The organism is bacterium (genome assembly GCA_040757115.1).
Taxonomy (GTDB): domain Bacteria; phylum UBA9089; class CG2-30-40-21; order CG2-30-40-21; family SBAY01; genus JBFLXS01.
This window is the reverse complement of the sequence record JBFLYA010000092.1, coordinates 1-14,381: the sequence shown is the minus strand read 5'-3', so window position 1 is coordinate 14,381 and position 14,381 is coordinate 1. Positions and strand designations below refer to the sequence as shown.

Genomic DNA, 14,381 nt, shown 5'->3' with positions numbered 1-14,381 from the left:
GGAACAGAAATTCGCACAAAATTCTTAGATTATTTTAGCGCACTTGACCATACGATTAAAACAAGTGCCTCGCTGGTGCCGACTGACCCAACGGTTTTATTTACAATTGCCGGGATGGTACCGTTTAAACCACTATTTTTAGGTGAAATAGACCCATTGCCTTTTACCCGCGCCGCTACTTCTCAACGATGCCTTAGAACCAATGACCTTGAAAATGTCGGCAAAACCGCAAGACATCATACCTTCTTTGAGATGCTGGGAAATTTCTCTTTTGGCGATTATTTTAAACAAGAGGCAATTGTCTGGGCATGGGAATTTCTGAGTAAAAAACTCGGCTTACCAGAAGATAAAATGTGGATTTCTATCTACAAAGATGATGATGAAGCAAACCAGATATGGAGAAAAATTGTTCCAGAAGGGAAAATTGTAAAGTTAGGGGAAGAAAGTAACTTCTGGAAGATGGGAGAGACAGGTCCGTGTGGGCCCTGTTCAGAGATATTATTTGACCAGGGAGAAAAAATAGGTTGTGGTAAGGAAACATGCAAAGTTGGATGTCATTGTGACCGCTATTTAGAACTATGGAATTTAGTCTTTACTCAGTTTGATAGAGCTCAAGATGGGACACTGCACCCATTACCAAAAAAGAATATCGATACCGGGATGGGATTGGAGAGATTAACGGCGGTTGTACAAGGGGTTAAGACTAATTTTGATACAGATTTGCTTAAGCCAATCATTAATTATGTTGCCAATCTGACTAAAATTGAATATGGTAGAGATTTGAGCAAGGATGTTGCCTTACGGGTAATCGCCGACCATTTGCGAGGAATTACCTATTTAATCAATGATGGAATTATTCCGTCCAATGAATCACGCGGCTATGTTTTGCGCGCCTTGATTAGACGAGCACTATGTCAGGGGAGGAAATTAAACCTCCATGAATCCTTTCTTTTTCAAATCGTGCCGGCGGTAGTCAATATCTTTAATCACGACCAGACCTTACTTCACGAAAGAGACCATATCAGCCGAATTATCAAACTTGAGGAAGATAGATTTATAAATACTCTGGAACGAGGTTTGACCATTTTAGAGGAAATGATTAACGAGTATAAAAACAAGTCTCAAGAAATCCTCTCAGGCAGTGATGTTTTCAAACTTTATGATACCTATGGCTTTCCAGTTGACCTGACACAAGAGATAATATATGAATCTGGACTAAAATTGGATATTGACGGATTTAATGCCCGGATGGAAGAACAACGCAAAAGGGCAAGAATGGCAGGGCAATTTGTCTTTATCGAAGAAGAAAAAGAGACGAAAATAACTGACCAGACAAAATTCGTTGGATATGAATTAAATAAAATCAAGGTAAAGGTAGTCAGAATCCTCAAGGATAAAAAGCTGGTAGAAATGGCAACATCAGGTGATGAAGTCGAGATTGTGCTTGATGTCAGCCCTTTCTATGCCGAATCAGGTGGGCAAATTGGCGATACTGGAATATTAATCAATGATGCGGTCAAGATATTAATTACTGAGGCAAAATGGTCGGATAAGGCAATTCTACATTTTGGGAAAGTCCTAAAAGGTGAGATTAAAGTAAACGATGAGGTTTTGGCAGGTATTGATTTATCTCGGCGGTTGTCAATTAGCCGCAACCATACCGCCACACACCTTCTTCAAGCCGCATTACGCCAGGCGTTGGGAACTCATGTTAAACAATCAGGCTCTTTTGTTGGACCGGATTATCTTAGATTTGACTTTACCCATCTTGAGGCAATGAAGGAGCGAGAGATAAACCGTGTAGAGGCAATCGTAAATGAAAAGATTCGAGAAAATTTACAGGTAACGATATTTGAAACAACATTTGATGAGGCAACGAAATTAGGGGCAATGGCATTATTTGAGGAAGAATATGGCGAGCGGGTTCGGGCAGTAAAGATAGGTGATTTCAGCTTAGAACTTTGTGGTGGAACTCATCTAAATGCCACTGGCCAAATCGGCTTTTTTAAATTGCGGCATGAAACAGGCATTGCCGCTGGCATAAGAAGGATTGAGGCAATAACCGGGGAATCTGCTGAAAAATATATCTATCAACTTGAAAAAACTATTAGTCAATTGGCGGATTTACTCAAAACTTCACCACAACAGTTAGTTCAAAGGGTAGAAAAATTAGTTCAAGAGATAAAAGAAAAAGAAAAAGAGAGTTTGCATCTCAAAACAAAATTACTCGCAGATGCCACAACTGACCTGGTAAAAGAGGCTTTTGTCGTAGATGGGATAAAGGTGCTGGCGAAAGAATTAGCGGCGATGGATGCGACTTCATTACGCACCTCAGCTGACCTTATTATCGAGGCATTAAAATCAGGTGTGGTTGTTCTGGTTTCTTGTGCGGACAATAAAGTGCTCTGGGTAGTCAAAGTAAGTCAGGATTTAACTGCTAAAATCCATGCCGGGAAATTAATCAACGAACTGGCAAAAATCACTGGTGGAGGTGGTGGCGGCAGACCAGATTTCGCTCAAGCCGGCGGTAAATTCCCGGAGAAGGTAAATGCCGCAATGAATAAATTACAAGAAATAATCACAACCATTAGATAATTTACCACAAAGGCGCAGAGAAATGAAAATCAGGTTATATTAGGACACAATCTGAAATCCGCACTTACCCCAAATGACTGACTCATTACCAAAAAACAAAAATTACAGTTGACATAACCCTTTCTTTGATGTATACTCTCTTGTATGGAAAAGAAACAGTGGCATCATTTCTTGTCTCAAACATTAAAGGCATTATTTGAACCAAAAGGCTTTAGGGTAGAAACAGAGGTTGAGGTTGGTAAAGCTCCGCTGAAGATAGATATAATCGTCATTAAGAAGGAGAAAGGTACTGATGTTAATTCCTTGCCTTTGGTTTTCCAATCATTTACTGATTACAATATCATTGAATATAAATCGCCGTAACCGTTCACCGCAGAGACGCAGAGACGCAGAGAAAAAATTAAAATCTATTCACCAGAGACAGAAATTTCCTTTTTTTGTGTGCATTTCGGGTCTTTCGTTGTTTATTAATCTTTTAATACTTACTTTTGACTAACTGTTTTTAAGCCTTTTTAAACAGCGAAAAATGCGAGAAAAATACGAAAAAAAAGATATTTTCCTCTCTGTTTCTCTGCGTCTCTGCGGTAAAGGATTACCTGAACGGTTACGATTTTATTTACTTCTGGGGGATTAATAAAGGAGTTGGTCAAAGGGATAGGGAAAGAAAAAACAGAGGAATTTTCTGATGTAATAGAAGCAGGATTATATTTACATCCTGACGAATTTAAGGAGGAGGTAAGATTAGTGCCACAGACATTAGCAGATAGACCTGACATAATCAGGGAATTAGCAGAAATAGTTGGGGTAGATAAATTTGTGCAAGGGATTGGCGAGGAGAAGGTAATTCGCAGCCTTGGTGAAGAGAGAGTAATTCGCAGCCTTGGCGAAGAGAACCTATTGAAAAATTTTATAAATCTTCTGGGCAAAGAAAAGATAAAGAAGATGTTAGAAGAATAAAAAATCTTTTCATCCAATCCGGTGCAAGTTTAAGTTTGAGTAAGGTGCGTTGGACGCACCAGTTTTGTGTTAATCTAACAGAATGGTGCATAAAATGCACTTTACTTGTCTGTTTGATCTGTCCGACGGGTTAACCCTGCATAGATTATTATAAGGAGTCAGTGAAATGGGGATTCTCCTGAAAGTAGGAAGTAGGAGAGTAGGAAAGTAGGAAAGGGGGAGACATTGCCCCCACAAGAGGAATACCGTGCACATCCTTTATCCCTTTCCTACTTACCTACTACCTACTTACCTACTATTTTCATTGCTTTGTCCTCCGTAGGTTAATGTTCATTCCCCCAAAATAACTGACCGATTACAAAAAAAACTTTTTTAATCTTGACTTTTTTATAACAATATTGTATACTGATTACAGAAATTAGATATCAGATGTCAGAAGTCAGATTTTAAAAGTATTACCTTAATATCTGTCTTCTAACCTTTGATTTCTGTCTTCTGACCTCTGTCTTTTAACCTCTATGTATCTAACTATTGCTAAGCGTTCAGCAGTCAACCATCAGTTGTCAGCATTGAGCCATTTTTTAGCTAAAAAAAGCGGTAACCGTTCAGGGTAATCCTTTACCGCAGAGACGCAGAGGAACAGAGAGAAGACGTAGAAATAAATCAGATAACAGAAAAGATTATTGGTGCAGCTATTGAAATACATAAGGCCTGCTTGCCGAATCTTCAGCAGGCAAGCCAGATTGGTGTGCCTCTCGTCCATAGATTTTCCCCTCTTGAGAGGGGGTAGGGGTGTGTTTTTCTCTGCGTCTCTGTGTCTCTGCGGTGAAGAGTTACCGCTTACGATAGCTGGATATTTCCAGAAGGAATAGAATTGATGAACCCAAAAGCCCTTTTTTCAACTACAGCCTTGTTAGTCTTCGGGATAATGCAAGTTTGTTTTGCCTCTATGCCTGTATTTAAAGAGGGAGGGAGTTATCTCCAGACCTATGAATTAGATATTGGCTGGAATGCTACCCCGGCTCAGCTCGATTGGGATAGAGATGGGCTAAGAGATTTAGTCGTTGGTGATAAAGAAGGTTATGTCTGGTTTTTTCGCAATACAGGCACAGAGTTTAATCCTACCTTTAACACCGGTGTTCAAGTTCAATTTGCCTCCAATCAACAACCGATAAATGTTGGTAAATTTGCTACTCCTTTTGTTATTGATTTTGATAAGAATGACTTACTCGATTTAATTGTTGGGAATGAGTATGGCACAATTACACGCTTTCCAATGCAGGCTAATCCACCTTTTGTTGGCACACCAACTGAAATATCACTGGCAAATCAGACCTTAAGAGGTGTCCATTTTATCAGTCCGACAACAGGGTGGATAGTTGGAGATAATGGCGTCATATTCCAAACTATTGATGGTGGCAACACCTGGATGCCTCAACAAAGTAACATCAATCAAAATATAAATAGCGTCTATTTCCTTAATTCAAATGAAGGCTGGGCAGTCGGTAATAACAACACCATCCTTCATTATTACATCCCGGCGGCACAAAATACACCTATCTGGGAAAGTAGAACATTTGGCACAGCAACAAATTTGCATTCGGTCTTTTTTGTTGATTCTAATAACGGCTGGGCAGTTGGAGATAGAGGAACTATTTTACATTATGCTAATGGAAGCTGGACAACACAAACTTCTGATGTCACTGAGGACCTTCACTCTGTCTTCTTCACAGATGCAAAAACCGGCTGGATAGTTGGGGAAAGAAAGGATAATACCACTGGTACTATCCTCCAGACTACTGATGGTGGAGTTACCTGGACAGCCGTGACTATTAATGTCACCGATTTATACTCAATCACCAGACTACCAGAAACAACTACTATGTGGGCTGTAGGTGCAAATGGAACAATTTTACGATATTTCAATAATGTCTGGGCTCCCTATCCTTCTACTGTCACTACTAACCTATACTCTGTTCATTTTGCCGATGCGAATAACGGTTGGGCAGTAGGAGCAAATGGAACTATCTTACAATATAATAATGATACCTGGGAGAGTAAAAATGCTGGCGTGACCAGTAACCTATACTCTGTATTCTGTAAATATGGTACTCATAGTTGGACAGTAGGTGATAATAGCACTATACTATATAATGGAGGAAGAGGATGGGGTACTCAATCTCTCAGTGTTGATATAGGACAAATGTCAGCTCCTTTTATGTTTGATTTGGATGAAGATGGTAAAAAAGACCTTTTGATTGGTGATGACCCGGGCAATGTCTGGTTTTTTAAAAATATCGGTAGTGATGATATGCCGTCTTTTAATTATGGCTTTAGAATGAATGTTGGTTCACAAGCGGTTACTGGCACAGCTACCAATTTTATTGATGTCGGTCAATTTGCTATGCCGCAGGTCGCTGATTGGAATGGTGATGGCACAAAAGACCTGATTATTGGCAATGGCGAGGGAAATGTCTTTTTATTTAAAGGGGTAGTAACTTCTGGCACCAATACGCAGGGACTTATTCCTTTGATAGGAAATAGAATCTTAACCTTTGAGCCGGGACAAAAGATTAAAGTCGGTAATTTAGATATTGATGTTGGGCAAAGGGCTGCGCCGCTGGTGATGGATTGGAATAAGGATGGTGGTTTGGATTTATTGGTTGGTGTAGAATGTGGCTCTATCCATGTATTTTTAAACGATTATCCATACCAACCGCCTCAATTTAGTTTTAGCTCTAAGGTTCAAGGACCGCCTTCCCCACTTCAAATCGGGGTGTATTCTACCCCGGCGATTATTGACTTTAATAATGACCACCGTAAAGACCTCCTTGTCGGTGATGAAAATGGTTTTGTCACATTATTTCTTAATTCCGGAACAGATAAAGAGCCTATATTTACTGGTGGCTATGAATTAAAGGTCTATGGCACAAGTGCAGAGAAAGGCACTTTTACTGAAAATATGGATGTCGGTGGCCTTGCCAGACCTTTTCCGATAGACTGGAACAATGATGGAAAAAAAGATTTAATTGGTGGCAATAATCTTGGTCAGGTAATCTATTTTAAAAATATTCAGTCAGACAATGCCCCACTTTTTGCCACCGGGATTATAATCCAGGCCGGTAGCCCAACAACAAACCTTGATGTCGGTGATAATGCTACACCAGTTGTTGTTGATTGGAATAATGACGACAAAAAAGACCTTGTCGTGGGAAATAAATCAGGGAATGTCCTTCTTTATCTAAATACAGGCACAGATGTAAATCCATCATTTGGTAGCCCCACATCTCCGGGAGAAATTGATATTGGAAATAATGCCATTCCTTTTGTGGTTGATTATAATGGTGACCATAAGAAAGATTTAGTCATTGGTGATTTTGACGGATTTATCACGGTCTTCCTCAATATCGGCACAGATAAAGACCCTATTCTGGATAAAGGACGAAAACTCAGGATTGAAGGACAGGGTGATATTGATGTGGGGAAAAATGCCGCACCCTGGGTAGTGGATTATGATAATTCCTGTTCACTTGATCTTATTGTGGGCAATAAAGCAGGGTTTGTTAATCTGTTTCTTTCTTGCGGGATAGTTGACCTGGACATCACGAAAAGTGTTGATAAAACTTATGCCTCGCCTCAAGATATTCTTACCTACACCATTGAATACGGTAATCGTGGTAATTTCAATGCCTCGAATGTGGAAATTATAGATGATATTCCAGCCTTGACCGAATTGGTAGAACCAGCAGAAGGAGAAAACATTGATACTATCCTTTACGCTACTAATACTAATGGTGTCTGGACTGAAATATTTTCTACGCAGGCAACGAGAATTAAGTGGATACGAAATGAATTATTACAGGGAAATATAGGGCAAAAGCTCAGATTTAAAGTCCGTCTGGGCACTGGATCTATTACTAACTATGCCACGATAAAATCTGATCAGACCTATCTCCAGAGGAGTAACATTGCCACCACTTCTGTCAAACAAGCCCCTACCCCTGATTTCTCAACTGCGCAAAAATCTGTTTATCCAGAAGGAGAGGTTCTTCCTGGAACAGTATTAACTTTTACGATTAAATATAAAAATACGGGTAATGGAACGGCTACCAATGTAGTAATTGAAGATAGAATAGATGCTAAGCTATGTTCTATCACTAATATTTCTAACAATGGTGTGTATGTTGGAGCAACAATTACCTGGAATTTAGGTGATATATTACCAGAACACGGTGGTCAGGTAAGCTTCAATGCCACTGTTCGTGCCCCACTTCCAGCAGGCACAATTACAAATCAAGGGAGTATTATTGAGGGTACTCGGACGCTTCCGTGGTTGACAAATAAAGTATCTGTAACTACTCCAGAAAGTAATTCTGAGAGTGATGATTGGCCTATGTTTCATTTTAATCTTGCTCATGAAGGGTATGATTTTCGTGAGGTTATTCGGCCACCACTGCAAGTTAAATGGAGTACTAAGACAAGTAGTTCAATTCTTTCTTCACCAATTATCGCCGATGGAAAACTTTATATCGCTTCTATGGATAACAAGGTGTATGTCTTTAATGTCCAGACAGAGAGTCTAACGGGTAGTTTTAGCACCAATGCTTATATTAATTCTACACCGGCTATCGTCAGAGATAGACTTTATACCGCAGATTCTAACGGCTGGATATATTGCTGGAGTACCAACCCTGAACTTAAATGGGCAAAACAATTAGGGGAGAATGTCCATTTATCATCTCCAGCCGTATCCGAGGGAATACTTTATATTGGTGGCAGAAATGGTAGATTATATGCCTTATCCATTGTAGATGGTGAGCAAAAATGGGTTTATCCTACAGGTGGTGAAATCCAATCTTCACCCGCAGTGGTTAATGGAAGGGTATATTTTGGTTCTGCAGATGGTAATCTTTATTGTCTGACAACATCTGGTGACTTTAAGTGGCGATTTGGCACTGTTGGAGCAATATTTTCATCCCCTGCCGTCAAAGATGGAGTGGTATATGTTGCCTCAGACGATAATTATATCTATGCTATTGATGCCTATTCAGGGAATGAAAAATGGAAATATAAAACCAATGATAAAGTCCATTCCTCACCTGCAATAGCAAATCAGGTAATATTTTGTGGCGCTAATGATGGTTATTTATATGCGATAAATAAAGATGGTAAGCTAAAATGGGCTCATCTTATTGGCACCAAGATTGAATCTTCACCTGCGGTAGCTAACGGTGTAGTATATTTTGGGGCAAATGATGGCTATGTCTACGGACTGGATGTAGATATAGGCACTGAACTATGGAAATATTATACAGGTCCTAACCAAATCTATTCATCCCCTGCTATTGTTGAGGGAATACTTTATATCGCTTCTTCTGATGGCACACTTTATGCCTTTACATCTTGTGCAGACTTTAGTAATTCAAATTTAAATAAAAAGTTAAACTCTCCTATTGGCACTGTTAAGCCAGGTGATGAAATAACATATACCATAAAATTCTATAATGAAGGATTAGGTAAGGCAACGAATTTTAAGATTACAGATACCTTAAACCAATACCTACAATTTGGCACTGCCACTAACCAATACCTCCAACTTGGCACTGCCACTAATGGAACATACTCAAAGAGGGTAGTAACCTGGAATATTGGTACTATTGGAGCTAATTCTGGTGGGTCAGTTTATCTTAGGGTAAAGGTAGGAACTAACACCCCTAATGATACCTTAATCGATAACATAGCTACATTTACCTGGGATACAAGTTCTGGTACAAGTTCTAAAGATACGAATAAAGTAACTAATCGGGTGATTACAGAAATTATAACCTTGCGGAAGGTGGTAAATATTCAAGGAGATAAAGTTAAACCGGATGATACCTTAATTTATACCATTTCCTACACCAATAATGGTAGTAATACCCTCACGGGAGTAAATATTGTTGATCAGTTAACCTCTCATTTGACCAATATCACCCCGATGAATAATGGTCAATATAATAAGGGAACAATTACCTGGCAGATTGGCAATATTAATCCTAGTGGAAGTGGCTATGTCCAATTCAATTCTCGAGTGGTTCCAAAACTTCCTAATGGAACACCTATTCCGAATAATACTGCGGTATTTAATTCCAATCAAATATCTACGCCTATCTTAGCCAAACCGGGAACATTAACTATTCTATCGCCTGATTTTGGGTCATCTTCTAAGACTTGTTCAGGTAGTTTTATCCCGGATAATGTCCTAACTTATACTATCAATTATATCAATACCAGTAGTCTTTCTGCTACAGGGGTTGAAATTTGGGATGTAGTAGATGAGCACTTAACTGTTGAAACGCTATCAAATAATGGTGAATACAACCAAAATAATCGCACTATCAAATGGAATTTAGGACAGAGAAATACTCCGGGCAGTGTCAGTTTTAAAGCCAGGATTAAGATGCCGCTAGCCAATGGCACTTTAATCAAAAATAAAGCTACGATTAAGGCGGATTTTATGCCAGATTGTGTGACTAATGAGGTTATTGGAACTGTTACTTCTATCCCGGAGTTCAGATACTCAACCAAGGATGTATCTCCTCAAGATGGTATTCCCTTAAATAAAATCTTGACCTATACTATCAATTATCGTAATACTGGTTTAATGGATGCCGAGAATGTTGAGATTATAGATAGCTTAGACCCATATTTAAGTGTGGCTACATTGACAAGTTATGCCGAGGTAATTTCAGGTGTAGGAATTCTTAATCTGAATGTTCACCATGGTTGGACTCAATTCGACAAGGGAGGAGTTGATGGAAATATAACCATAGTCACTTCCTCTGGAACTTATACCGCATCAATAAATGATTTTTCACGGGTCCAGGAGTTAATTGAGAATATAAACACAAATATGACCGCAAAGGTAAATATCTCTTATGACTCCAATACGGATAGATTTACCTTACAGAGTTTAAATGGCTGTATAATTAATCTGCAAGAATCAGGGACAAATCCCTTCTGGACTTCGATTAAAATACCAACCGGTATTTATTGTAGTGGTAACTATTCAAATGGCACTATTACCTGGAATATTGGTAAGGTAACGGTAGGGGGTTCTGGGAGTGTTACATTTAAAGCCATGGTTATTGGCACACCAACAAAGGTAAGTAATCAGGCAGAAATCACTTTTGCCGGAACAATGAGTGTGACTAATGAAGTTACCAATACGATTGACCTGACGCCACCTGCAATTGGTTTGCCACCAACAGAAGGAAGTTTGACAACCGACTTTGATGCTGATATGGATGGAAATTATACGGTTTACTGGCAGGGGTGGGATGATGCCCAATCAGGAATTGCCCTGTATGAATTACAAGAAAGTCTGGATATGATTAACTGGACAACATTGAGTAATGCTATTCCGGGTAATACAGAGTATTTTGAAATAACTAATAGAACAAAAGGAAAGACATATTATTATCGTCTCCGTGCAATGAATTTAGTAGGAACCTGGAGTGATTTCTGCAATTATTCTGACGGCATTCGGATTGTTGACCAATTAGAGGTAGTTAATCCAGCGACAAAGACAATTATCGCACTAAATAATCCACAAAAGGGCATTCTTTCTAATTTAGAGAGTGGTCAAACCGTGATTGAAATACCAACAGGGGCATTTAACTCAACTGTTACCTTTACCATTCGTCAGGTTGACCCACCGCAAACGGACCTATCAAAGGCTTCTCCGATTATAAGTAGTATTTTAAGTAATTCTGGACGAGAACTGCTGGCATTGGAAAAAGATTATTATGGAAAAGGAACTCAACCAGTTACAGGTAAATCTCTTATTATTACTCTGCCGTATTCTGACCCGGATATGAAGAATGAAGATGATGACCTGGCATACCGCATCTATAGACTTGCTGGAGACCATTTTGAGTTGGTGGCAGGAAAACAGATAGTAGATAAGGATAAGGATTTAGTTACCGCCTATGAGGTTAATCAATTGTCAATCTTTGTTGTTGCCGCACCAATAACTAATCTCAAAAGTGTCATTGTCTATCCAAATCCATTTAAACTCCGAGAGGGACATAAAGAAGTTAAATTTTACAACCTATCTGGTAAAGTAAATCTATGGATATACAATATTGCAGGTGAATTGGTATTTAATAAAGATGATATTACAGATAATCCCTATTTCTGGCCCATAGTCAATAATGCTGGTGAAAGAATCGCCTCGGGCGTCTACATCTATATTATTACAAATGAAAAAGGCGAGAAGGTAAGTGGGAAAGTGGCGATAATAAAATAAAGGGAAATGGTCATGAGTCTACAACTCACAGGGGGAATTTTCCTTCTAATTCGCTTAATTCACTAATTCGCTAATTCGCTATTTTCAGGAGAAGGCAATGAAAAAAATTTGGATTAACAAGACAGATTCATTTGCAGATGCAGAACAATTTGATAGGGATTATTATTTAAAAATGACCGCTAAAGAAAGGTTGGAAACAGTCCAACTCTTAAGGGAATGTTATTATAAACTTATTGGGACAAAGAATGAGGATAGAAAAAGATTTCGAAGAGTTATTAATGTTATTGAACAAAAATAAGGTGAAATACTGCATTGTTGGAGCGTATGCAGTCGCCTTTTATGCTAAACCAAGATATACAAAGGATATAGATATTCTGGTAGAACCTGCTCTTGCAAATAGTAAAAGAATTATCAAAACACTAAATGAATTTGGATTTGAGAGTTTAGAATTGAAAGCATCTGATTTTGCTCAATCAGGTAAAATTATTCAATTAGGCTATGAACCTGTAAGAGTAGATATAATAACCTCTATTGAAGGTTGTAGTTTCAAAGAAGTGTGGGTTGGGAAAGAGGTTGGAATCTATGGAAAAGAAAAGGTATTTTTTATTGGCATCAAGGAATTAATAAAAAATAAACAAAGTTTAAATCGTAAACAAGACCAGGCAGACTTAGAAGTATTACAACTGGTAAAAAAAGAGTAAGCATTCAGATATCAGCGTTCAAATAGAAGAACCCGAACGCTTTCAAAAAGGAGAGAAATAAATGAGGTATAAACTATTAATTTTAATAAGTTCACTTATTCTAATCACAAGTAGTAACTGTTGGGCAAAATCGTCTAAAGGGACGGCAGGTGTGCCTTTTTTAAAGATAGGTGTTGGTGCCAGAGCGGTGGCTATGGGTGAAGGATTTTGTGCCTTAGCCGATGACATTACCGCTGTCTATTGGAATCCCGCGGGCTTAACACAATTGACTAAACCTGAAATATCTACGGTATATAATGATTGGTTTGAAGGCATTGGTCATGGGTTTCTGGGTTTTGCCTTCCCTGTTTCCAGCAAAAAGGCAATGGGTTTTAATATCATCTACTTAGATGCAGGGAAAATTCCTGGTTATGCCGATTCGCCAGATGAAAGCACCGGCAATTTCTCTGCCAGAGATACTGCCTTTGCCTTCAGTTATACCTCGATTATCACTGAATCTATCTGCATTGGTATGACAATTAAAGGAATTGTGCAAAAGATAGAACAAGAAGAAGCATCCTCATTTGCAATTGATATTGGTCAATTATACCAGACGCCAATGGAAGGTTTGACTTTAGCTACCGTTCTTCAAAATGTGGGACCAAAGATAAAATTTGCGGTTGAAGGAGATAGCTTACCATTAACCCTTAAATTGGGTAGTGCTTATCGATTTAAAGAACAACCATTAGCGGTTACCTGTGATTTAACAAAACCAATAGATAATAATTGGAAGATAAATCTTGGGCTTGAATTATGGTTTAGAAACTTAGTTGCCTTGCGTGGTGGATTTAATTCACAGATATTTAAAGACTTTGGCACGGGAATTACCTGCGGATTTGGATGCAATATCAAACACTACCAGGTAGATTATGCCTTTGTGCCTTATGATGAATTGGGCAATACCCACCGCCTTGCGGTTACTTTTAGATTTGATGTGAGATGACCCGGGACAATTGGAATGGTGGATGATTAGGAGTTATACTTTTTTTCCTTGACAAGAAGGAAAATTTATGATAAAAGTATATTAGTGAAACAAAAGTTTTTAAACTTGATTATCCCTTTTTTAGCACATTTACTGATTAGATTACTTTATAACACCTTAAAAATAAAAGTTATTGGAGAAGAAAATATCAGGCAATTAAAACAAGAAGGAAAAACTCTGATTTATGCCTTCTGGCATGGGAGACAATTCCTTCTGGTGCCATATATGAGTCATCGCCAGATTGTGATAATGGTTAGTTTAAGTCGTGATGGAGAATATCAAAGCAGGATTTTAAAAAGATTTGGATGCAGAATATTTCGTGGTTCAACAACAAGAGGAGGAACAAGAGCATTATTAGAACTGATAAAGCAAACAAAACAGGGTGATGATTTTGGCTTTGCTGTTGATGGACCAACAGGACCTATTTATGAACCAAAAGAAGGAATAATATCTCTTGCAAAAAAGAAAAAGGCATACATTGTCCCATTAACCACCGCGGTTAAAAAAAAGTGGATATTGGAAAAGGCATGGGATAAATTTCAAATCCCGTATCCTTTTACTCAAGGAATAATAATTTTTGGAAAACCATACCAGATATCTGAAAAAAAAGATGTAAGCGAGGAGAGTCAAATATTAAAGCAAAAGTTAAATGCTATCACTGAACAAGCAGATGAATTTTGTTTGATAAGAAGTAAGCGTTCAGGTGGTGTAACAAAAGGAGATGTGGAGATTAAGGAGATAGGGAGATATTATTAAAAAAATTGAAATTAATAGAAACTAATAGAAATTTATGGAAATTTGTTGTTTTCCACAATCA

The 14,381-nt window shown here is 38.4% G+C and carries 8 protein-coding genes; all 8 read left to right on the top strand.

What is annotated here, in order from left to right:
- Window positions 1-9: 9 nt before the first annotated feature.
- The gene (gene alaS, locus AB1422_09675; protein ID MEW6619581.1) at window positions 10-2,595 is read left to right on the top strand and encodes an alanine--tRNA ligase; all 2,586 of its coding nucleotides are present in this window, start codon (window positions 10-12) and stop codon (window positions 2,593-2,595) included.
- A 144-nt stretch (window positions 2,596-2,739) separates the two neighbouring features.
- A complete protein-coding gene (locus AB1422_09670) occupies window positions 2,740-2,958 on the top strand; it encodes a hypothetical protein (protein ID MEW6619580.1) in 219 nt (72 codons plus the stop codon).
- A 279-nt stretch (window positions 2,959-3,237) separates the two neighbouring features.
- Entirely contained in the window at window positions 3,238-3,552 is a 315-nt protein-coding gene (locus AB1422_09665; protein MEW6619579.1) for a hypothetical protein, read from the top strand.
- 877 nt (window positions 3,553-4,429) lie between these two features.
- Window positions 4,430-11,842, top strand: coding sequence for a PQQ-binding-like beta-propeller repeat protein (locus AB1422_09660; protein ID MEW6619578.1), 7,413 nt, complete (start codon window positions 4,430-4,432; stop codon window positions 11,840-11,842).
- Between the two features lie 97 nt (window positions 11,843-11,939).
- Entirely contained in the window at window positions 11,940-12,140 is a 201-nt protein-coding gene (locus tag AB1422_09655; GenBank protein ID MEW6619577.1) for a hypothetical protein, read from the top strand.
- Window positions 12,121-12,543, top strand: a complete 423-nt coding sequence (locus tag AB1422_09650; GenBank protein MEW6619576.1) for a hypothetical protein — start codon at window positions 12,121-12,123, stop codon at window positions 12,541-12,543. The genes AB1422_09655 and AB1422_09650 overlap by 20 nt, the downstream gene beginning before the upstream one ends.
- A gap of 61 nt (window positions 12,544-12,604) precedes the next feature.
- A complete protein-coding gene (locus AB1422_09645) occupies window positions 12,605-13,525 on the top strand; it encodes a PorV/PorQ family protein (protein ID MEW6619575.1) in 921 nt (306 codons plus the stop codon).
- Window positions 13,526-13,573: 48 nt separating this feature from the next.
- Window positions 13,574-14,320, top strand: coding sequence for a lysophospholipid acyltransferase family protein (locus AB1422_09640; protein ID MEW6619574.1), 747 nt, complete (start codon window positions 13,574-13,576; stop codon window positions 14,318-14,320).
- The last annotated feature ends 61 nt before the right edge of the window (window positions 14,321-14,381 follow it).